Here is a 21,571-nt window from a genome sequence, read left to right on the forward strand (position 1 = left end):
AGTGCAGGTTTTTGACCTGTCTGATTAAGTTCTTTTCTGCTCGCCTGCTTTTTGGCGCCTCCCTCGTTATTGCTCCCTAAATTCCCGTCACATAAGGGTTTTTACCTTCCGACTCGCCTTGACGGTGGGGCTGCTGCATTTCTATAGTGCGCACAAGTGGTAAGAAGTGGAATGAAGTGGGTATTTATGGGCATGGACAGCTAATTCAGGGGAAGCGCAGCCGTGTTTCGCGGAGCAAACGCAATCAGTCTCGATGCCAAAGGGCGGCTAGCCATGCCCAGCCGGTATCGTGACGAGCTCGTTTCGCGTTGCGATGGCCATTTGATTATCACCATCGATGCTGTCGATTCCTGCCTGTGTATCTATCCCCTTCCCGAGTGGGAACTCATCGAAGCCAAATTGCGCGAGTTGCCATCACTGCATGAAGAGAGTCGTCGCCTTCAGCGGTTGCTGATCGGTAATGCGGTGGATCTGGAAATGGACGGCAACGGCCGTGTGCTGGTGCCGCCGCGTCTGCGAGAGCATGCGCGTTTGGACAAGCGGGCCATGCTGGTCGGTCAGCTGAACAAGTTCAGTTTGTGGAACGAAGACGAGTGGAACGAGCAGGCCAATGCGGACCTGGCTGCCATCAAACAACCCGGTGCCTTGCCGGAAGCATTGCGTGAGCTAATCCTGTGAGCCAGACCAGCTATAAGCATGTGACCGTGTTGCTCGACGAGGCCGTCGCGGCTCTCGCCGTGCGCGCGAACGGTCGCTATCTGGATGGCACCTTCGGGCGAGGGGGGCATAGTCGGCTGCTCTTGCAGCAGCTAGGCTCTGATGGCCAATTGCTGGGATTCGACAAGGATCCGCTGGCAATAGCTACGGGTCAAGCACTGGCGGCCGATGATGGCCGCTTTGTCGTTGTACAAAGAAGTTTTGCCGAATTGGGTGACGAAGTCGCACAGCGCGGCTGGACCGGCACTCTCGACGGCATTCTGCTGGATCTTGGCGTATCGTCGCCGCAGCTGGATGATCCGGAGCGCGGTTTCAGTTTCCTCAATGACGGTCCTCTGGATATGCGCATGAATCCCGATCAGGGCATCAGTGCCGCTGAGTGGATCGCCAGTGCGTCGGAAGAGGATATTGCTCGGGTTTTCAAGGACTACGGCGAAGAGCGCTTCGCCAAGCGCATGGCCCGTGCCGTAGTGCAGCGTCGGCAGGAAAAGTCATTCGAGCGCACGGCCGACTTGGCGCAGGTGCTGACGGACGCCAATCCCGCTTGGGAAAAGGGCAAGAATCCTGCGACCCGTGCTTTTCAGGGGCTGCGTATTTTTATCAACAATGAGCTCGGCGACCTGGAGCGCGGCCTGGAGGCCGCACTCGAGGCTCTTGCAGTGGGTGGTCGGCTGGTCGTGATCAGTTTCCATTCGCTGGAAGATCGCATCGTCAAGCAGTTCATGCGGCGTCATGCCAAGGGCGAGGCAGATACCCTGCCGCGCGATCTGCCGATCATTCCGGAAAAATTCATCCCGCGCCTGAAGCTTGTCAGCAAGCCGCAATACGCCTCTGCCGAAGAGGTCAAGGCTAACCCCCGATCGCGCAGTGCGGTGATGCGCGTTGCGGAGAAGTTGCGATGAGCCGCCTGGGTCGGGCAATGCCCGGTGGCAGCATGATGCTGCTGGTGCTGTTTATCGCCGTGCTGATTTCGGCCATCTCGGTTGCCTATAGCGCGCACTGGAACCGGCAGCTGCTCAACGACCTGTACGCCGAACTCAGCGTGCGCGACAAGGCGCAGGCCGAGTGGGGTCGGCTGATCCTGGAGCAAAGCACATGGACGGCCCACAGCCGTATCGAAACGCTGGCCAGCGAACAGCTGAAAATGCATGTTCCGGAAGCGGCTGACGTCAGGCTGGTGTCCCAGTGAAGCTTCAGGGGGCGCTTTACCCATGGCGTTTTCGTATCGTCCTGAGTTTGCTCGCGCTTATGGTAGGGGTTATCGCCTGGCGTATCGTCGATCTGCAGGTGCGCGATCAGGCCTTTCTCAAAGGCCAGGGCGACGCCCGCAGCGTGCGGCATATCCCTATTCCCGCCCATCGCGGGCTGATTACCGACCGACATGGCGAGCCGCTGGCCGTCAGTACGCCGGTGACCACGCTGTGGGGCAATCCACGCGAATTGCAGGATGCCCAGGGTCGCTGGGATGAGCTTGCGCGAGCGCTCGGCCAGGATGCCGGCGTGTTGAAGCAGCGCCTCAAAGAACAGGCCGGGCGTGAATTCATATATCTGGTGCGCGGCCTGACGCCCGAGCAGGGACAACGGGTGCTGGACCTGAAGATTCCTGGCGTCTACGCACAGGAAGAGTTCCGTCGCTTCTATCCGGCCGGTGAAGTCGCTGCGCATGTGGTCGGCTTTACCGATATCGACGATCGCGGCCGCGAAGGCATGGAACTGGCCTATGAAGACTGGCTGGCTGGCGTGCCTGGCAAGCGTCAGGTCCTCAAGGATCGCCGCGGCCGCCTGATCAAGGATGTGCAGGTGGTCCAGAACGCCAAGGCTGGCAAGGCCCTGGCGTTGTCCATCGACCTGCGCCTGCAGTATCTGGCGCACAGCGAGCTGCGCAACGTGGTGCAGCAGTTCGGCGCCAAGGCGGCGAGCCTGGTGATGGTCGACGTGCACACCGGCGAAGTGCTCGCCATGGCCAACCAGCCCACCTACAACCCCAACAATCGCCGTAATCTCCAGCCTGCCGCCATGCGCAACCGGGCGCTGATCGACGTGTTCGAGCCGGGTTCCACAGTCAAGCCGTTCAGCATTGCTGCGGCGCTCGCAACCGGCAAGTACACGCCGGAAACCGTGATCAATACGCTGCCGGGCTGGATGCGTATCGGCCGCTATACGATTCGCGACGTATCGCGTGGCGGCATGCTCGATCTGACCGGCATCCTGATGAAATCCAGCAACGTCGGTATCAGCAAGATCGCCCTGGATATCGGTGCCGAGCCCGTGTACGCGGTGATGCAGCAGGCCGGCTTTGGCCAGTCCACGGGCCTCGGCTTTCCCGGCGAACGTGTTGGCAATCTGCCCAACCATCGCAAGTGGCGCGACGCCGAAACCGCAGCGCTGGCCTATGGCTATGGCCTGTCGGTGACGGCCGTTCAATTGGCCCATGCATACGCCATGCTCGGCAATGAAGGTAGCAACGTTCCGCTGTCGCTACTGCGTCTGGATCAGCCGCAAGCCGGGGTTCAGGTTATCGACAAGGACATTTCCAACAAGGTACTGAAAATGCTCCAGGCGGTGGTCGAGGAGGAAGGCGGCGGTGGTTCGCGTGCCAAGGTTCCGGGCTATCACGTTGGCGGTAAAAGCGGTACCGCGAAAAAAGTCTCGGGAACCGGTGGCTACACCAAAGACGCCTATCGGGCGTTTTTCGCGGGTGTGGCGCCTGTCTCCAATCCACGCATCGCAGTGGTGGTCGTGGTCGATGAACCCAGTGAGGGCGGTTACTACGGTGGCCTCGTCGCTGCACCGGTATTTGGCAAGGTCGCAGCCCGTGCGTTGCGCCTGATGAATATCACTCCAGACAACCTGCCGACTGCGGCGGAGCTCCAGACCGCCGAAGCCGCCAAAGGCAAGGGAGGGCGAAGCTGATGCCAATGCCGTTGAACCAATTGTTGCCCCAGGCCGATAGCGCCACGCTGATTCGTGAGCTGACTCTGGACAGCCGCAAGGTGCGTCCTGGCGATCTGTTTCTGGCCGTGCCCGGCTTGCAGCAGGATGGCCGTGGGCACATCGCCGATGCGATTTCCCGCGGCGCGGCAGCCGTCGCCTTCGAGGCCGAAGGCGCGCAGCCGATGAGCGCCGAAGGTGCCGAACTGGTGCCGGTACGCAATCTTGCCGAACAGCTGTCGGCGATCGCCGGGCGCTTCTACGGTGAGCCCAGTCGCGGTCTGCACGTGGTCGGCGTGACCGGGACCAACGGCAAGACCAGCGTCAGTCACCTGATTGCCCAAGCGCTGGATCGCTTTGGCGAGCGCAGTGGCATCATCGGTACGCTGGGCACCGGTTTTCACGGTGAGCTGGAGCTGGGGCTACACACTACGCCGGACGCCATTGGCGTGCAGGCCAACCTGGCCAATCTGCGTGCGCAGGGCGCGCGGGCCGTAGCGATGGAAGTATCGTCCCACGGGCTGGCGCAAGGGCGAGTCGAAGCTCTGGCGTTCGATGTTGCGGTATTTACCAACCTCTCGCGTGACCACCTCGATTACCACGGCTCGATGGAAGCCTATGGCGAGGTCAAGGCCAGGCTGTTCAAGTGGCCGGGTCTGGGTTGCCGAGTGATCAATCTGGATGACGCATTTGGTCGCACGCTGGCAGCGGAAAAGGGCAAGTCACGCCTGATTACCTACAGCCTGGAAAATCCTGACGCCTATCTTTATTGCCCCGAGGCGCAGCTGGATGACGATGGCATCCGCGCGCGGATCGTCACGCCCCAAGGCGAGCGTTCACTCCGCAGCCCGCTGCTGGGACGTTTCAATCTCAGCAATATCCTGGCGACCATCGGCGCGTTGCTGGGAATGGATTATCCGCTGGACGAGATTCTCGCTGTTCTGCCCAAACTCGAAGGCCCGGCTGGACGCATGCAGCGGTTGGGCGGCGGCGACAAGCCGCTGGTGGTCGTCGATTACGCCCATACCCCCGATGCTTTGGAAAAGGTTCTCGGCGCGTTGCGCGGACATACCCGTGGCCAGCTGGTGTGCCTGTTCGGCTGCGGCGGCGATCGCGACCGCGGCAAGCGCGCGCTGATGGCCGAAGTGGCTGAGCGCTTGGCCGACCAGGTGCTGGTGACCGATGACAATCCACGCAACGAAGACCCGCAGCAGATTCTCGACGAAATTCGTACCGGCTTCGCTGCGCCGGAAAAAGTGACCTTCAAACCGGGTCGGGCGGAGGCCATTGCAAGTTGCATTGCCGGTTGTGGCCTGGATGACGTGGTATTGCTGGCCGGCAAGGGGCACGAGAATTATCAGGAGATCAAGGGCGAGCGTTTGCCGTTCTCCGACCTCGAGCAGGCCGAGCAGGCTTTGTCTGCCTGGGAGATGGCTCATGCTTGAAGCCCTGCGCTTGAGTGCACTGATCGCGCCGCTGTCTGCCGAACTGGTAGGTGATGACGTGGCCTTTGCCGCCGTCAGCACCGACAGCCGTGCGATTGCGCCAGGTCAGTTGTTCGTCGCGCTGAGCGGGCCGCGTTTCGACGGGCATGACTATCTGGCCGAAGTTGCCGCCAAGGGCGCAGTTGCTGCACTGGTCGAGCGCCGTGTCGCCGAGGTTGGGCTGCCCCAGTTGGTGGTTGCCAATACGCGTGTTGCCCTTGGCCAGCTGGGTGCATTGAATCGTGATGCCTTTGGCGGGCCATTGGTTGCCATTACCGGCTCCAGCGGCAAGACCAGCGTCAAGGAAATGCTCGCCAGCATCCTGCGCGCGGCCCATGGCGCCGATGCGGTACTGGCCACGCGCGGCAACCTGAACAACGAGCTCGGCGTGCCGCTGACCCTGCTCGAACTGGCGCCGCAGCACCAGGCCGCAGTCATCGAGCTCGGTGCCTCGGGGCTGGGTGAAATTGCATATACGGTTAGTTTGGCGCGTCCGGATGTCAGCCTGATTACCAATGCCGGGACTGCCCATGTCGGCGAGTTCGGCGGTCCGGACAAGATCGTCGAGGCCAAGGGAGAGATCCTTGATGGCCTCACCTCGCAGGGGATTGCCGTGCTCAATCTCGATGATGCGGCTTGGCCAGTATGGCAGCAGCGGGCAGCTGGCAAGCGTATCCTGCGTTTCGCACTGGCAGATGCAGAAGCCGACTTCTACTCCCAGGCCATTGGTCAGGATGAACGCGGCTGTGTGAATTTCATTCTTGTCGGCCCGGGCGGCTCGATGCCGGTGCAGTTGAATCTGCTCGGCCGGCACAACGTCGCTAACGCCCTCGCTGCAGCTGCGGCCGCCCATGCTGTGGGTATTGGGTCGGAACTTGTGGTTGCTGGTCTGCAGGCGCTGCAGCCGGTCGCCGGCCGAGGCGTAGCGCAGATGCTCGGCAACGGCGTCCGCCTGATCGACGACAGTTACAACGCCAATCCGGCTTCCATCCGGGCTGCCACTGATGTGCTGGCCGCTTTCCCCGGCCGCACCCTGCTGGTACTGGGCGATATGGGCGAGCTTGGCAGCTGGGCCGAGCAGAGCCACACCGAGGTCGGCCGCTACGCGGCTGGCAAGGTGGACGCGCTGCTGGCTGTCGGCCCCCTGATGAAGCATGCGGTCGAGGCCTTCGGTGCCGGCGGTCGACATTTTGCCGATCAGCAGGAGCTGATCGAAGCGCTGCGTCTGGAGCAGGGCAATACCACCATTCTGATCAAGGGATCACGTAGCGCCGCAATGGACAAGGTTGTCGCCGCGCTGGGTGCATCTGCCATGGAGAAACACTGATGCTGCTGTTACTCGCCGAGTACCTGCAACAGTTCCACAAGGGCTTCGCAGTCTTCCAGTACCTGACCCTGCGCGGGATTCTGGGCGTGCTCACCGCTCTGGTGCTGTCGCTGTGGATGGGGCCTTGGTTGATTCGCACCTTGCAGATGCGCCAGATCGGCCAGTCGGTGCGCACCGATGGGCCGCAATCGCACCTGTCCAAATCCGGCACGCCGACCATGGGCGGTGCACTGATTCTCAGCGCCATCACCATCAGCACCCTGCTTTGGGCTGACCTGTCCAATCGTTATGTCTGGGTGGTGCTGGCCGTTACCTTGCTGTTCGGCGCCATCGGCTGGATCGACGACTATCGCAAGGTCATCGAGAAGAACTCACGTGGTCTGCCAAGCCGCTGGAAATATTTCTGGCAGTCGGTGTTCGGCCTCGGCGCCGCGATCTTCCTTTATATGACCGCGCAGACACCGGTGGAAACCACGCTGATCCTGCCGTTGATCAAGGATATCGAGATTCCGCTCGGCATCGGCTTTATCGTGCTCACCTATTTCGTCATCGTCGGATCGAGCAATGCGGTCAACCTGACCGACGGTCTCGATGGTCTGGCGATCATGCCGACGGTGATGGTTGGCGGTGGCCTGGGCATCTTCTGCTACTTGTCGGGGAACGTGAATTTCGCCGAGTACCTGCTGATTCCCTACGTGCCGGGCGCCGGTGAGCTGATTGTCTTCTGCGGCGCGCTGACGGGCGCCGGGCTGGGTTTTCTCTGGTTCAACACCTATCCGGCGCAGGTCTTCATGGGTGACGTCGGCGCGCTGGCGCTGGGCGCGGCGCTGGGCACCATCGCGGTGATCGTCCGTCAGGAAGTGGTGCTGTTCATCATGGGCGGTGTGTTCGTGATGGAAACCCTGTCGGTGATGATCCAGGTCGCCTCGTTCAAGCTGACCGGCAAGCGCGTGTTTCGCATGGCGCCGATTCACCACCATTTTGAACTCAAGGGCTGGCCCGAGCCGCGAGTGATCGTCCGTTTCTGGATCATCACCGTGATTCTGGTCCTGGTCGGCCTGGCCACCTTGAAGCTGAGGTAATAAAGAGTGCTGATCGCTTCCGACCAGTTCCGCATCGTTGTCGGCCTCGGCAAGAGCGGCATGTCCGTGGTTCGCCATCTGGCGCGCCGTGGGCAGCCGTTTGCCGTGGCCGATACGCGCGCGAACCCGCCGGAGCTGGCTACGCTGCAGGCGCAGTACCCGCATATCGAGGTGCGTTGCGGAGAACTCGATGTCGAGTTTCTCTGCCGTGCCAGCGAGCTGCTGATAAGCCCTGGCCTGGCGGTCAGTACACCGGCGCTACAAGCGGCGGCCGCGCGAGGGGTGAAGCTGTCAGGCGATATCGACCTGTTCGCCCGTGAAGCCCGCGCGCCGATCATCGCGATCACCGGTTCCAATGCGAAAAGCACCGTGACCACACTGGTCGGCGAGATGATCCAGGCGGCCGGCCGCAAGGTGGCGATCGGTGGCAATCTCGGTACTCCGGCGCTGGATCTGCTCAGCGACGATGTCGAGTTCTATGTGATCGAACTGTCCAGCTTCCAGCTGGAAACCACTGAGCAACTGAATGCCGAAGTGGCGACCTGTCTGAACGTCAGCGAAGACCACATGGATCGCTACAGCGGGCTGCCGGCCTACCACCAGGCTAAACATCGCATCTTCCGTGGTGCACGTCAGGTGGTGATCAATCGCGACGATCGCCTCAGCCGCCCGCTGGTGGGTGAAGAGGTGCCGGTCTGGTCGTTTGGACTCGGCAAGCCGGACTTCAAGGGCTTCGGTCTGATCGACATGGATGGCGAAAAACATCTGGCCTTCCAGTTTGAAGCGCTGATGCCGGCCCGGGAACTGCGCATGCGCGGTGCCCACAATCAGTCCAATGCACTTGCCGCGCTGGCGCTGGGGCATGCCGTGGGCCTGCCGTTTGAACCGATGCTGGCTACGCTGCGCGAATTTACCGGTTTGCCGCATCGCTGCCAGTGGGTCGGTGAGCACGGCGGTGTGAACTACTACGACGACTCCAAGGCAACCAACGTCGGCGCCGCGCTGGCTGCAATCGATGGCCTGGGCAGCGATATCGACGGCAAGCTGGTGCTGATCGCCGGTGGCGACGGCAAGGGCGCCGATTTCTCTGCGCTGCATGCACCGGTGGCGCGCTACTGCCGGGAAGTGATTCTGCTGGGGCGTGATGCCGAGCTGCTGGCGACTGCGCTCGATGGCGCAGCACCGGTCGAGCGGGTGCAGTCCCTCGAGCAGGCCGTGCAGCGTGCGGCCCTGAGCGCAAAGCCAGGCGATGCCGTGCTGTTGTCGCCGGCCTGCGCCAGCCTCGACATGTTCAAGAGCTTCGAAGAGCGTGGCCGTCTGTTCGCCGCTGCGGTAGGAGGGCTCGCCTGATGTTCGCCTTCCTGCGTAGTGCGCCTTCGCCGCTGTTCAATCAGCGCGGATTGGATCTGGATTTCTCCATGCTTGCGGGCTGCCTGGCGTTGCTGGGGCTTGGGCTGGTGATGATCACCTCGGCGTCATCCGAAGTTGCCGCGGTCAACGCCGGCAACTCGATGTACCACATGATCCGTCATCTGTTTTATGTGCTGCTGGGTCTTGGCGCGGCAGCGGCGGTGCTGCTGGTACCTCTTTCCGTGTGGCAGCGCTTCGACTGGATGCTGCTGCTGGCGGCCTTTGGCTTGCTGATCCTGGTGCTGATTCCCGGTATCGGCCGCGAGGTCAATGGCTCGATGCGCTGGATCGGCTTCGGCGCCTTCAACGTGCAGCCTTCGGAGCTGGCCAAGCTGTTCGTGGTGGTTTATCTGGCCGGCTATCTGGTGCGTCGCCAGCAGGAAGTGCGGGAAAGTCTGTGGGGCTTCTTCAAGCCATTTCTGGTGCTGATGCCGATGGCCTTCCTGTTGCTGCTCGAGCCTGACTTCGGCGCTACCGTGGTGATGATGGGCGCGGCGGTGGCGATGCTGTTTCTCGGTGGAGTCGGACTGATTCGCTTCAGCCTGCTGGTGCTGCTTGCGGTGGGCGCGGTGTTCATCCTGGTGCAGACTCAGGAGTACCGCCTGCAGCGCCTGATCACCTTTACCGACCCATGGGCCGATCAGTATGGCGCCGGTTACCAGCTGACCCAGGCGTTGATCGCCTTTGGGCGAGGCGAATGGTTCGGTGTGGGGCTGGGCAATAGCGTGCAGAAGCAGTTCTACCTGCCTGAAGCCCACACCGATTTCGTGTTTTCCGTGCTGGCCGAGGAGCTGGGCATGGTTGGCGCGCTGCTGACGGTGCTGCTGTTCGCCTTCGTCGGCATTCGCGCCCTGTATATCGGCCTGGCGGCCGAGCGCTCGCGGCAGTTTTTCGCGGCCTATGTAGCCTGGGGCCTGGCCTTCCTCTGGCTGGGCCAGTTTCTGATCAACGTCGGGGTGAATATCGGCCTGCTGCCGACCAAGGGGCTGACCCTGCCGTTCCTCAGCTATGGCGGCAGTTCGCTGGTGGTGACCTGCGCCAGCATGGCGCTGCTGCTGCGTATCGAGTGGGAAAGCCGCACGGTGCTGGGTAGCGCGGATACCGAGTTCAGCGAGGCGGATTTTGCCGAGACGACTAGCGTCAGGAAGAAGGGGGTCGTCCATGGCCGCTAATGTGCTGATCATGGCCGGTGGCACCGGCGGGCATGTGTTCCCTGCGCTGGCCTGCGCCCAGGAATTCCAGAGCCGTGGCTACCAGGTTCACTGGCTGGGTACGCCCCGTGGAATCGAGAACGAGGTGGTGCCGGCAGCTGGCCTGCCGCTGCATCTGATCCAGGTCAGCGGTCTGCGTGGCAAAGGCCTGGGCTCTCTGATCAAGGCCCCGTTCCAACTGCTGCGTTCGCTCTGGCAGGCGCGGCGGGTAATGCGTGAATTGCAGCCGATTTGTGTGCTTGGGCTGGGTGGCTACGTCACCGGGCCGGGCGGTCTGGCTGCCAAGCTGGCTGGCGTGCCGCTGGTCATCCACGAGCAGAACGCCGTTGCCGGCACGGCCAACCGTAGCCTGGTGCCCTTTGCCCGACGTGTATGCGAAGCCTTTCCGGACACCTTCAGCCACAGCGAAAAACGCCGCACGACCGGTAATCCCGTACGCCGCGAGTTGTTTCTCGAGACTGCGCGGGAGCCGCTGGTCAATCGTCGCCCGCGTCTGCTGGTGCTGGGTGGCAGCCTGGGGGCTGAGCCCTTGAACAAGTTGCTGCCCGCCGCTTTGGCGCAAGTGCCACAGGCACTGCGCCCGGAGGTATTCCATCAGGCCGGCAAGCAGCACGCCGAGATCACCCGCGAGCGTTATGCGCAAGCCGCAGTCGAGGCCGAGGTGGCGCCTTTCATCACGGACATGTCGCAGGTTTATGCCTGGGCCGATCTGGTTATCTGCCGTGCCGGTGCGCTGACGGTCTGTGAACTGGCTGCAGCCGGGCTGCCGTCCTTTCTGGTGCCGCTGCCCCATGCCATCGACGACCACCAGACCCGCAATGCCGAATATCTGGCGAAGGAAGGCGCTGCCGTCCTTCTCCCTCAAGCAAGAACAGATGCTGCCGCGCTGGCCGCGCAGCTGACCGAGGTAATGATGCAGCCGGAAATACTAAAGACCATGGGGGACGCTGCACGTCGGCTAGCCCGGCCCGATGCCACCCGTAGCGTGGTCGATATCTGCCTGGAGGTGGCCAATGGCTAAGTCGCCAGCTGCCGTGAAGGCAGAAGTACGGCGTATGCGCCGTATCCGCCGCATTCATTTCGTCGGTATCGGCGGGGTGGGCATGTGCGGTATCGCCGAAGTGCTGCTTAATCTCGGCTATGAGGTCTCTGGCTCCGATCTCAAGGAGTCGCCCAGCACCCAGCGCCTGCAGAGTTTCGGTGCGAGCATCTTTATCGGCCATCAGGCGGGCAACGTTACCGGCGCCGATGTGCTGGTGGTGTCCAGTGCGGTCAATGCCAGTAACCCGGAAGTGGCGCTGGCACTGGAACAGCGTATTCCGGTGGTGCCGCGTGCGGAAATGCTCGCCGAGCTGATGCGCTACCGTCACGGTATTGCCGTGGCCGGTACTCATGGCAAGACCACCACCACCAGTCTGCTGGCCTCGGTATTTGCCGCTGGCGGGCTTGATCCGACCTTCGTCATTGGCGGTCGCCTGACGGCCGCCGGTACCAACGCGCAGCTGGGCAGCAGCCGCTACCTGATTGCCGAGGCCGACGAGAGCGACGCCAGCTTCCTTCACTTGCAGCCCATGGTAGCTGTGGTTACCAACATCGACGCCGACCACATGAGCACCTACGGTGGCGACTTCGGCAAGCTGAAGAAGACCTTCATCGAATTCCTTCACAATCTGCCGTTCTACGGGCTGGCCGTGCTCTGCGTGGACGACCCGGTGGTGCGTGAAATCCTGCCGCAAATAGGCCGGCCGACGACCACCTACGGGGTCAGCGAGGATGCCGACGTGCGGGCGGTGAATATCCGCCAGGAAGGCATGCGTACCTGGTTCACCGTACTGCGTGCCGGTTGCGAGCCGCTCGACGTTTCGGTGCGAATGCCGGGCAAGCACAACGTGCTCAACGCCCTGGCAACCATTGCGATCGCCACCGACGAAGGCATCGACGACGAGGCCATCGTCCAGGGCCTGTCGGAGTTCGGCGGCGTCGGTCGGCGCTTCCAGGTCTACGGCGAGCTGCCGGTTGAAGACGGCAGCGTGATGCTGGTGGATGACTATGGCCACCATCCGCGTGAGGTTGCGGCCGTGATCCAGGCAATCCGTGACGGCTGGCCCGAGCGCCGCCTGGTGATGGTCTATCAGCCGCATCGTTTCACCCGTACCCGCGATCTCTACGAGGACTTCGTGCAGGTGCTGGCAGAGGCCAATGTACTGCTGCTGATGGAGGTCTACCCGGCGGGCGAGGAGCCGATCCCCGGTGCCGACAGCCGCCGCTTGTGCCACAGCATTCGCCAGCGGGGCCAGCTCGATCCGATCTACATCGAGCGTGGCGTCGAGTTGGCGCCACTGGTCAAGCCGCTGCTGCGTGCCGGCGACATTCTGCTGTGCCAGGGCGCCGGCGATATCGGCGGGCTGGCGCCACAACTGATCAACAGTCCGCTGTTTGCGGATACAAGTGCTGTGAGGAAGAGTGAATGACGGCCTTGCAATCGACCCGTGATCCCAAGGCCTTTGGCCGGGTCGCCGTCCTCTACGGTGGCAAGAGCGCGGAGCGTGAAGTCTCCTTGAAGTCCGGTGCAGCAGTGCTTTCTGCCCTGCAGGCGGCGGGCGTCGATGCCTTTGGCATCGATGTGGGCGATGACTTTCTGCAACGTCTGAGCGCGGAGCGCATCGACCGCGCCTTTATCGTCCTGCACGGGCGCGGTGGCGAGGACGGCAGCATGCAGGGGCTGCTTGAATGTGCAGGAATTCCCTATACCGGGAGCGGCATCCTGGCTTCCGCCCTGGCCATGGACAAATTGCGCACCAAGCAGGTTTGGCAGAGCCTCGGGCTGCCGACGCCACGCCATGCGGTACTGGCCAGTGAAGCCGATTGCCGGGCTGCAGCAGAGAGCCTGGGCTTTCCGCTGATCGTCAAGCCGGCCCACGAGGGTTCCAGTATCGGCATGGCCAAGGTCGACGATACCGCTGCGCTGATTGAGGCCTGGCAGGCCGCCTGTACCTACGACTCTCAGGTTCTGGTCGAGCAATGGATTCAGGGCCCGGAATACACCATCGCCACGCTGCGTGGCGAGGTATTGCCTCCGATAGGTCTGGGCACGCCGCACGCCTTTTACGACTACGAGGCCAAGTACCTGGCCGATGACACCCAGTACCGGATTCCCTGCGGCCTGGATGCAGACAAGGAGCGGGAGTTGCGGACGCTTAGCGCGCGGGCTTGCGAAGCCGTGGGCATCCGAGGCTGGGCGCGTGTGGATGTCATGCAGGATGCCGCCGGTGCCTTCTGGCTGCTGGAAGTCAACACCGTTCCGGGGATGACCGATCACAGCCTGGTGCCGATGGCCGCCCGCGCGGTCGGACTGGATTTCCAGCAACTGGTGCTGGCCATCCTCGATGCCAGCATGGCGGGGAACTGATCCATGATTACCACGCTGCGTCACTCACAACCTGCCAAGGGCCGCGCTACGCGTAAGCCGGTGCAGCGTGGTGCGAGCCGTCTGGTGCAGCGTGAACCCCTGTCGGCCCGTTTGCCGCGGCCGAACTTCGATGTGATCAAGCGCATCCTCTGGCCGCTGTTGCTGCTGGCACTGGCCGTCGGGCTGTACGAGCTGGGTCAGCGCCTGATGCCCTATGCCGATCGGCCGATTTCCAAGGTCAGCGTTCGGGGCGATCTGACTTATGTCGATCAGTTGGCCGTGCAGGAACGCATGGCGCCCTTCGTTGAGGCCAATTTCTTCGCGGTGGATCTGGATGGCTTGCGCCAGGACCTCGAAAAGATGCCCTGGATCGCCCATGTCGAGGTGCGCCGCGTCTGGCCGGATCAGGTCACGGTACATCTTGAAGAGCATCTGCCCATCGCCCGCTGGGGGGATGAAGCGCTGTTGAACAACAGTGGTCAGGCTTTCACGCCCAATGACCTGGCCCGTTATGAACACCTGCCGCAACTGCATGGTCCGAAGCGGGCTCAGCAGCGCGTAATGCAGCAATACCAGATGCTCAGCCAGATGCTGCGGCCGCTTGGCTTTTCCATCGAGCGTCTGGAGCTACGCGCGCGCGGCAGCTGGTTCGTAACCACCGGCCAGGGTGTCGAGCTGTTGCTGGGCAGGGATCAGATAGTCGAAAAAATGCGTCGCTTCACTGCCATTTACCAGCAGGCGCTGGCGCAGGAGAGCGGAAAAATTGCGCGGATCGACCTCCGCTATGCCAACGGCCTGGCCGTGGCGTGGCACGAGCCGAGTCCGACTGCGGCGGAGTCGTCCGCCGTTGCGAAGAATTGAGGAATGAAACACATGTCTAGCGTGCAAAGCGGCAAGATGATCGTCGGTCTCGATATCGGCACCTCCAAGGTGGTGGCGCTGGTGGGCGAAGTGACGCCCGACGGCGAGCTCGAGATCGTCGGGATCGGTACACACCCCTCGCGTGGCCTGAAGAAGGGCGTGGTGGTCAACATCGAATCCACCGTGCAGTCGATCCAGCGTGCAGTGGAGGAGGCCCAGCTGATGGCCGGCTGCCGTATCCACTCTGCATTCGTCGGCCTGGCCGGCAACCATATCCGCAGCCTCAACTCACACGGCATCGTCGCCATCCGCGATCGCGAGGTTAGCAGCGCGGATCTGGAGCGCGTGCTGGATGCTGCCCAAGCCGTCGCCATCCCGGCGGATCAGCGGGTGCTGCACACCCTGCCGCAGGATTATGTGATCGACAATCAGGAAGGCGTGCGCGAGCCGCTGGGCATGTCCGGCGTGCGTCTGGAAGCGAAGGTGCATGTCGTCACCTGTGCGGTAAATGCAGCACAGAACATCGAGAAGTGCGTGCGTCGCTGCGGCCTGGAAGTGGATGACATCATCCTCGAGCAGCTGGCCTCGGCACATGCGGTACTGACCGACGACGAGAAGGAACTGGGTGTTTGCCTGGTGGACATCGGCGGCGGCACCACCGATATCTGCATCTTCACCGAGGGTGCGATCCGGCATACCGCAGTCATCCCCATCGCCGGTGATCAGGTCACCAACGACATCGCCATGGCGCTGCGTACACCCACGCAGTACGCCGAGGAAATCAAGATCCGTTACGCGTGTGCGCTCGCCAAGTTGGCCGGGCCCGGCGAGACCATTCAGGTACCGAGTGTCGGGGATCGCCCGCCGCGGGAACTCTCGCGTCAGGCACTGGCCGAAGTGGTCGAGCCGCGCTACGACGAGCTTTTCACCCTGATCCAGGCCGAATTGCGTCGCAGCGGTTATGAGGATCTGGTGCCGGCCGGCATCGTTCTCACCGGCGGTACGGCGAAGATGGAAGGCGCCGTTGAGCTGGCCGAGGAAATCTTCCACATGCCGGTGCGCCTGGGCGCACCGCACAGTTTCCAGGGACTGACGGACGTTGTCCGTAACCCCATCTATTCAACGGGCGTGGGTCTGTTGCTGTACGGCATGCGCAAGCAGGCCGAGGGAACGCCCATGTCCGGTCTCGGCCATTACGCCGAAGACACCAAACCATCTGTCGTGGAAAGGCTGAAAAGCTGGATCCAGGGCAATTTCTGAGCAGTGCGGCAACCACAACTAGAAAGCTGGAAGGAGAGAGGGAAATGTTCGAACTCGTAGATCATACCCCGCAAAGTGCAGTCATTAAGGTGATTGGCGTAGGCGGAGGCGGCGGCAATGCCGTCAACCACATGGTGCGCAACAACGTTGAAGGTGTGGAATTCATCTGCGCCAACACCGATGCCCAGGCGCTGAAGAAAATTGAGGTGAAAACCCTTCTGCAGTTGGGTTCCGCCATTACCAAGGGACTGGGTGCAGGCACCAATCCGGAAATCGGTCGCCAGGCCGCAATGGACGATCGCGAGCGTATCGCCGAGGTCCTGCAAGGCGCCGACATGGTCTTCATTACCACTGGCATGGGCGGTGGTACCGGCACCGGTGCGGCTCCGGTAATCGCTTCGGTAGCCAAGGAAATGGGCATTCTCACCGTGGCGGTGGTGACCCGTCCGTTCCCGTTCGAGGGCCGTCGCCGCATGCAAGTTGCCGACGAGGGCATTCGTCAGCTCTCCGAGTGCGTCGATTCGCTGATCACCATCCCCAACGAAAAACTGCTGACCATCCTGGGCAAGGATGCCAGCCTGCTGTCCGCCTTCGCCAAGGCCGACGATGTACTTACCGGTGCGGTGCGCGGCATTTCCGACATCATGCAGCGCCCGGGCCTGATGAACGTCGACTTTGCTGACGTCAAGACCGTCATGGGCGAGATGGGCATGGCAATGATGGGTACCGGTTGCGCCACTGGCCCGAACCGTGCTCGCGAAGCCACCGAAGCGGCGATTCGCAACCCGCTGCTGGAAGATGTCAACCTGCAGGGCGCGCGCGGCATTCTGGTGAACATCACCGCCGGTCTGGACCTGTCTCTGGGTGAATACGCCGCCGTGGGTGAAATCATCGAGGCCTTTGCTTCCGATGAAGCCACCGTCAAGGTCGGTGCTGTGATCGACCCGGACATGCGCGACGAGCTGCATGTCACCGTAGTCGCTACCGGTCTTGGGCCGCGTAATGAAAAGCCGGTCAAGGTTGTGGACAATACCGTGCACAGCGCAGCGGTTGCAGCCCAGGCCCCTCAGGCGCCACGCCAGGATCAGGCAGCGGTCAATTACCGCGACCTGGATCGTCCCACCGTCATGCGCAACCAGGCCCATGCTGCCGCGACTGCGGCCAAGCTGAACCCACAGGAGGACCTTGATTACCTGGACATCCCAGCGTTTTTGCGTCGCCAGGCTGATTGATTGGATTTATCAGGACTATCGCTGTGATCGGTATTCACCAAGGTAGGCGTCTGCTATGATCGCCGCCTTTGTTGGAAACCATTCGCAACAGCGCACTAGCGAAACCAAGCCATGATCAGACAACGCACTTTAAAGAACATAATTCGCGCCACTGGCGTCGGCCTGCACTCGGGGGAAAAGGTTTACCTGACCCTGAAGCCGGCGCCCGTGGATACCGGAATCGTGTTCTGCCGCACCGACCTCAACCCGCCGGTCCAGATTGCCGCACGGGCGGAGAACGTCGGCGAAACCACCATGTCGACGACGCTCGTCAGCGATGACGTCAAGGTCGATACGGTGGAACATCTGCTTTCGGCAATGGCCGGGCTTGGCATTGACAACGCCTATGTCGAGCTTTCGGCATCTGAAGTGCCGATCATGGATGGCAGCGCTGGTCCGTTCGTGTTCCTGATTCAATCAGCCGGCCTGCAGGAGCAGGATGCGCCCAAGAAATTCATCCGTATCAAGCGTGAAATCACGGTGGAAGACGGCGACAAGCGCGCTACATTCCTGCCGTTCGAAGGCTTCAAGGTGAGTTTCGAGATCGATTTCGATCATCCGGTATTCAAAGGGCGTACCCAGACTGCCAGCGTGGACTTCTCCAGCACTTCCTTTGTCAAGGAAGTCAGCCGTGCGCGAACCTTCGGCTTCATGCGCGATATCGAATTCCTTCGCTCCCACAATCTGGCCCTGGGGGGAAGTGTCGATAACGCCATCGTGGTTGATGAGGACCAGGTGCTCAACGAGGACGGCCTGCGTTACGAGGACGAGTTCGTTAAGCACAAGATTCTCGATGCAATCGGTGATCTGTACCTATTGGGTACAAGCCTGATCGGTGAATTCCGCGGCTACAAATCCGGGCATGCACTGAACAACCGCCTGCTACGCACCCTTATGGAACAGAAGGATGCGTGGGAAATGGTGACGTTCGAGGATTCCCAGACCGCGCCGATCTCCTACATGCGCCCGGCAGCTGCCGGCTGAGCAATACTCTCTTTCCTATTTGAGGCCACCTTCGGGGTGGCCTTTTTTTTGCCCGCCTACAATGACAGCTGCCGCCTCAGCTCAGCGCCCGCAGCAGTTCATCCTTGCGCATCTTCGAGCGTCCGCGGATATCCCGTTCGCGGGCCTTTTGCATCAGCTCGTCGCGGGTAAGCTCGGCGAGCGAGGTGCTGCCGGATCGCTTGTTGCGTGCCGCGCCTTGGTTGGGGGACTTGCCTGCACGGGATTGGGCCGCGCGATGGGCTGAGTCCTTGCGGTCGGCGCGCTTGGCTGTTGCGCTTTTCTTCCTGCCGGAGCCGCTGCTGCGCTCACCACCACCGGATTGCTTGTTGACCGTGGCCCAGGCGCGCGCTTCGGCTTCCTTGGGCGCTACGCCGCGCTCTTCGTAACTCTGCTCAATATGCTCAGCCTTGCGCTGCTGTTTGCCGGTATAGCTGGATTTATCGCCTCTGGGCATGATCGCGCTCCTCGTGAGATAGGCTCGATGGCTTCTGTTTGGGCCTCGCTGCATGTGATGAGTTTCAGCAGATTGAAGCTGACCTTAAAAATACTTGCTGCATTGGGGAACAAATGCCTTCAGAGCGAGCCTGAACCAGGCACGCACCGCGCTAGACCGGTACTTACAGCTTGATGAGCGCGGGTCGAAACTGCTTTACAATCTCGCCTTCGCTATTGTTGGCGGGCTTGCGATGAGGTGATGAGCCGATGCGAATCCTTGTATGTGGTGCCAGTGGCCAGGTCGGCCTTGAGTTGGTAGACCGTGCTGCTGCCTACGGCCTTGAAGTGTTGGGCATGACCAGGGAGCAGCTGGATATCACCGACGGTCGTCGGGTCGGGGAATTGGTGCGCCAGTACAAGCCCGGCCTGATCATCAATGCCGCGGCCTATACCCATGTCGATAACGCCGAGAAGCAGTCCGAGCTGGCCTATGCGGTCAATCGAGATGGGGTGGCCAACCTCGCCGAAGCTGCACGGCAGGCCGATGTTCCACTTCTGCATATCTCCACCGACTACGTGTTCTCCGGAGATGCCGAAAACCCCTATCGTGAAACCGACCCGGTGGCGCCAACGGGTGTTTACGGTGCCAGCAAGCTTGCCGGAGAGGTGGCGATCCAGGCCGCTTTGGAGCGCCATGTGATCGTACGCACCAGCTGGGTGTACGGTGTCTACGGGAATAATTTCGTCAAGACCATGCTGCGACTGGGGCAGCAGCGTGATGCGCTGTCGGTAGTGGCCGATCAGGTCGGTTGCCCCACTCAGGCAGGCAGCCTGGCCAAGGCGCTGCTGCAGCTGGCTCAGCGCTACGCGCGTGACGGAGCATTGGCTTGGGGGCTGTATCACTACAGTGGACAGCCGCATTGCAGCTGGTTCGACTTCGCAACGGAAATCTTTCGGCAGGCCAGTGCCAAGGGCCTGCTGGCGAAAACGCCACAGGTGGCTGCAATCACCACCGCGCAGTATCCAACGCCTGCGAGACGACCGGCATGGTCGGTGCTGGATTGTGGAAAGTTCGAGCAGGCCTTCGGCATCGCCCCGAGTGACTGGCATGACGACCTGGCCGAGGTACTCGACGCGCTGGCTGCACAGGCCAACGGCTAAGGGTCGGAGTTACCTTCCAGCTGTCTCGCCTGCCGGAATCCGAGCAGACGGCGCCTTAACAGCGAGGCGTTGGCCTTGATCAGGGCTGTTTTCCGGTCGGCTCGTCATGGGTGTTGCTGGCAACGATCTCTTCCAGGCCTAACCCGGTCAGGCCGTGAATGGTGCGCCAAAGGTAATAGAAGATCGCCATCATCATCAGCATGCTGGGAATGGCGATCATCGGATAGCTGAGCAGGGTCATGCGGCCCAGCTCGGCATTGAAGGCTTCGCTACCCGCCGGGCTTTTAACTATCCATTTGGCGAGCACGTAGTTCATAAAGGATGAAAAGAAGAAGGTGGCGCTGAGAAAGTAGGTGGCGCGCAGCAGGCGCGTCTCGAAATGTGCAGTCTGGCCGTTACGTTCGAGCTGTTCGTGAACCTTGGCGACGTTGATTACCTTGGGGTTGTAGAGCAGCGTGCGGATCAGTGGAAAGCGTGTGCGGGTCGAGCCCAGCACGGCCAAGCCGATAATGCCGGGGATGGCTGCTTCCTTGACCGCCAGCCATTGCGGGTCCAGCTGCAGCAGGCCGATGCCGCCAGTGAGCAGCACGCTGACCAGACCGAGCAAGGCGATCCAGTTGAATTTGCGATACTTCGCCAGCTCGAAAAGGCCCCAGCCAAGCGGAAATGCCAGCGCCAGCATGAGTGCGCCATCCGCGCCCAGATGATCGTCACCGCTGAGCTTCATGAGAATCAGGGATGGGATCAGGATGCTGATCAGCAAATCGATCAGGGGACGAGGCTTGTGCTCGGGTGTTGGCGTGCGTGTGTCAGTCATCTGGTCGATTCGTTTCGCAGTCGTGTCGATGGGGCCGGAATCATCGCCTGTCGGCGCGTTATTGGCTATAGCGGCAATGTCCGATTGCGCGAAAGGGGTTCTCAGGTTGTTGCTGGAAAAGGCCTGTCACGGTTCGGACGCAGCCTGTTTGCGCTTCTCGGCCCACTGTCTAGCTTCGAAGCCAGTGACGACGAGAATCGCCATGGCAAAAGGCAGGATCAAATAGAGCCCCCTGAATACGATTAGGGCGGCCAGGACGTCAACGGTGTTCAGTTCCGGGAGCGCAGCCAGGAAGGTCACTTCGAGCACGCCCAGACCGCCCGGCGCATGGGAAAGCAAGGCCAGCGAAAAGGATGCGAGAAATACCGCGAGCACGACCAGATAGCCCGGGTTGTTTTCGGCCGGCAGTGCGAAATAGATGATTGCGGCGGCGCAGAGCAGCTCGAGTGGCGCGGCGATAAGTTGTTTGCCGACGATCGGCAAACGTGGGTATTCGATTCGCCATTTGCCGATGCGAAACGGTGGCAGCTGTCGCCAGGCGCCGACGACGTAGAGCGCAACCAGCGAAAGTAAAGACAAGCCGACTGCAGTCGAGACCCAGGAGTCGACCTCAATGATTCGATTGAGCAGTGCCGGCTCCAGGAGCAGTACCGTACCGCCGGCCAGGATAGTGCCGATGGCAAAGGTCAGCGAACAGAAGACGATCAGTACTCCGATCTCTTGCGGCGTAAGGCCTTTGCTGCGATAGGCTCGGTAGCGCACGACCGCGCCAGAAAATACCGAAGCGCCGATGTTGTGCGCCAGAGCGTAGGTGGTGAACGAGCACAGGGTGATGAACCACCATGAAATACGCTTACCCAAATGGCTGATGGCGATACGGTCGTACCAGGCCAGAGCGATGTAGGCACCCAGGGTGGCCAGGGCTGCAAACAGCCAGTTCTGATAGCTGATGGCAGCCAGGCTTTCGGTCAGCTCGGCCAGTGATAGCGTGTGAATTTCCTGGTAGAGCAGATAGCCGCAAAGCAGTACTGCAGTGATGCCGACCAGGGTCCAAGCGGCATCGCTTCTCTTCATCATGCGGGTTCCTTTGCGTTGGCTCGATAGCTCCGAGACAAGGTTCGGGCAATGTAAGGCCTGGTTGCGAGATGACACGGGTTTTTCTTATCGGCAGTGATCACCGCGTTTTGTTC

Annotated in this window: 20 protein-coding genes; 17 read left to right on the forward strand and 3 right to left on the reverse strand. The window is 61.6% G+C overall.

Going from position 1 to position 21,571, the window contains the following annotated elements:
• Nucleotides 1-222: 222 nt before the first annotated feature.
• The 16 genes from mraZ (at nucleotide 223) to lpxC (ending at nucleotide 17,947) form a co-directional block, all read left to right on the forward strand.
• Nucleotides 223-678 (forward strand): division/cell wall cluster transcriptional repressor MraZ, encoded by a 456-nt coding sequence (gene mraZ, locus BN1079_RS15530; RefSeq protein ID WP_037026005.1) that lies wholly within the window; start codon nucleotides 223-225, stop codon nucleotides 676-678.
• Nucleotides 675-1,619: a 16S rRNA (cytosine(1402)-N(4))-methyltransferase RsmH gene (gene rsmH, locus BN1079_RS15535; RefSeq protein WP_037026007.1), complete on the forward strand. Its 945-nt coding sequence runs from the start codon at nucleotides 675-677 to the stop codon at nucleotides 1,617-1,619. The genes mraZ and rsmH overlap by 4 nt, the downstream gene beginning before the upstream one ends.
• Complete coding sequence (gene ftsL, locus BN1079_RS15540; RefSeq protein ID WP_037026009.1) at nucleotides 1,616-1,906, forward strand: cell division protein FtsL; 291 nt, start codon at nucleotides 1,616-1,618, stop codon at nucleotides 1,904-1,906. The genes rsmH and ftsL overlap by 4 nt, the downstream gene beginning before the upstream one ends.
• Complete coding sequence (locus BN1079_RS15545) at nucleotides 1,903-3,630, forward strand: peptidoglycan D,D-transpeptidase FtsI family protein (RefSeq protein ID WP_037026012.1); 1,728 nt, start codon at nucleotides 1,903-1,905, stop codon at nucleotides 3,628-3,630. Before ftsL ends, BN1079_RS15545 begins: the two co-directional genes overlap by 4 nt.
• Nucleotides 3,630-5,093: a UDP-N-acetylmuramoyl-L-alanyl-D-glutamate--2,6-diaminopimelate ligase gene (locus BN1079_RS15550; protein WP_037026014.1), complete on the forward strand. Its 1,464-nt coding sequence runs from the start codon at nucleotides 3,630-3,632 to the stop codon at nucleotides 5,091-5,093. The genes BN1079_RS15545 and BN1079_RS15550 overlap by 1 nt, the downstream gene beginning before the upstream one ends.
• Nucleotides 5,086-6,459, forward strand: coding sequence for a UDP-N-acetylmuramoyl-tripeptide--D-alanyl-D-alanine ligase (locus tag BN1079_RS15555; RefSeq protein WP_037026016.1), 1,374 nt, complete (start codon nucleotides 5,086-5,088; stop codon nucleotides 6,457-6,459). The genes BN1079_RS15550 and BN1079_RS15555 overlap by 8 nt, the downstream gene beginning before the upstream one ends.
• The gene (gene mraY, locus BN1079_RS15560) at nucleotides 6,459-7,541 is read left to right on the forward strand and encodes a phospho-N-acetylmuramoyl-pentapeptide-transferase (RefSeq protein WP_037026018.1); all 1,083 of its coding nucleotides are present in this window, start codon (nucleotides 6,459-6,461) and stop codon (nucleotides 7,539-7,541) included. The genes BN1079_RS15555 and mraY overlap by 1 nt, the downstream gene beginning before the upstream one ends.
• Nucleotides 7,542-7,547: 6 nt before the next feature.
• Nucleotides 7,548-8,891, forward strand: a complete 1,344-nt coding sequence (gene murD, locus BN1079_RS15565; RefSeq protein WP_037026020.1) for a UDP-N-acetylmuramoyl-L-alanine--D-glutamate ligase — start codon at nucleotides 7,548-7,550, stop codon at nucleotides 8,889-8,891.
• On the forward strand, nucleotides 8,891-10,123 hold the full coding sequence (gene ftsW / locus BN1079_RS15570; protein ID WP_037026021.1) for a putative lipid II flippase FtsW: 1,233 nt from the start codon (nucleotides 8,891-8,893) through the stop codon (nucleotides 10,121-10,123). Before murD ends, ftsW begins: the two co-directional genes overlap by 1 nt.
• A complete protein-coding gene (murG, locus tag BN1079_RS15575; protein WP_037026022.1) occupies nucleotides 10,113-11,183 on the forward strand; it encodes an undecaprenyldiphospho-muramoylpentapeptide beta-N-acetylglucosaminyltransferase in 1,071 nt (356 codons plus the stop codon). Before ftsW ends, murG begins: the two co-directional genes overlap by 11 nt.
• The gene (gene murC / locus BN1079_RS15580) at nucleotides 11,176-12,633 is read left to right on the forward strand and encodes a UDP-N-acetylmuramate--L-alanine ligase (protein WP_052114499.1); all 1,458 of its coding nucleotides are present in this window, start codon (nucleotides 11,176-11,178) and stop codon (nucleotides 12,631-12,633) included. The genes murG and murC overlap by 8 nt, the downstream gene beginning before the upstream one ends.
• Nucleotides 12,630-13,571 carry a D-alanine--D-alanine ligase gene (locus tag BN1079_RS15585; protein WP_037026023.1) on the forward strand — a complete coding sequence of 314 codons (942 nt, stop codon included), beginning with the start codon at nucleotides 12,630-12,632 and terminating at the stop codon, nucleotides 13,569-13,571. The genes murC and BN1079_RS15585 overlap by 4 nt, the downstream gene beginning before the upstream one ends.
• Nucleotides 13,572-13,574: 3 nt before the next feature.
• Nucleotides 13,575-14,432 carry a cell division protein FtsQ/DivIB gene (locus BN1079_RS15590; RefSeq protein ID WP_037026024.1) on the forward strand — a complete coding sequence of 286 codons (858 nt, stop codon included), beginning with the start codon at nucleotides 13,575-13,577 and terminating at the stop codon, nucleotides 14,430-14,432.
• Nucleotides 14,433-14,444: 12 nt separating this feature from the next.
• On the forward strand, nucleotides 14,445-15,692 hold the full coding sequence (ftsA, locus tag BN1079_RS15595; RefSeq protein WP_037026025.1) for a cell division protein FtsA: 1,248 nt from the start codon (nucleotides 14,445-14,447) through the stop codon (nucleotides 15,690-15,692).
• A gap of 44 nt (nucleotides 15,693-15,736) precedes the next feature.
• Nucleotides 15,737-16,924, forward strand: a complete 1,188-nt coding sequence (gene ftsZ / locus BN1079_RS15600) for a cell division protein FtsZ (protein WP_037026027.1) — start codon at nucleotides 15,737-15,739, stop codon at nucleotides 16,922-16,924.
• Nucleotides 16,925-17,035: 111 nt separating this feature from the next.
• A complete protein-coding gene (gene lpxC / locus BN1079_RS15605) occupies nucleotides 17,036-17,947 on the forward strand; it encodes a UDP-3-O-acyl-N-acetylglucosamine deacetylase (protein ID WP_037026028.1) in 912 nt (303 codons plus the stop codon).
• Nucleotides 17,948-18,023: 76 nt separating this feature from the next.
• Here lpxC and BN1079_RS15610 read toward each other — a convergent pair whose 3' ends face one another.
• Nucleotides 18,024-18,422: a Rho termination factor N-terminal domain-containing protein gene (locus tag BN1079_RS15610; protein ID WP_037026029.1), complete on the reverse strand. Its 399-nt coding sequence runs from the start codon at nucleotides 18,420-18,422 to the stop codon at nucleotides 18,024-18,026.
• Between the two features lie 248 nt (nucleotides 18,423-18,670).
• Here BN1079_RS15610 and rfbD point away from each other — a divergent pair, with 248 nt between their 5' ends.
• Complete coding sequence (gene rfbD / locus BN1079_RS15615) at nucleotides 18,671-19,564, forward strand: dTDP-4-dehydrorhamnose reductase (protein WP_037026030.1); 894 nt, start codon at nucleotides 18,671-18,673, stop codon at nucleotides 19,562-19,564.
• A gap of 79 nt (nucleotides 19,565-19,643) precedes the next feature.
• Here rfbD and BN1079_RS15620 read toward each other — a convergent pair whose 3' ends face one another.
• Both BN1079_RS15620 and BN1079_RS15625 read right to left on the reverse strand, forming a co-directional pair.
• Nucleotides 19,644-20,381, reverse strand: coding sequence for a VC0807 family protein (locus BN1079_RS15620; RefSeq protein ID WP_052114500.1), 738 nt, complete (start codon nucleotides 20,379-20,381; stop codon nucleotides 19,644-19,646).
• Nucleotides 20,382-20,507: 126 nt separating this feature from the next.
• On the reverse strand, nucleotides 20,508-21,458 hold the full coding sequence (locus tag BN1079_RS15625; protein WP_037026033.1) for a lysylphosphatidylglycerol synthase transmembrane domain-containing protein: 951 nt from the start codon (nucleotides 21,456-21,458) through the stop codon (nucleotides 20,508-20,510).
• Between the last annotated feature and the right edge of the window lie 113 nt (nucleotides 21,459-21,571).

The sequence above is a fragment of the Pseudomonas saudiphocaensis genome, from assembly GCF_000756775.1.
In the GTDB taxonomy this organism is placed as follows: domain Bacteria; phylum Pseudomonadota; class Gammaproteobacteria; order Pseudomonadales; family Pseudomonadaceae; genus Stutzerimonas; species Stutzerimonas saudiphocaensis.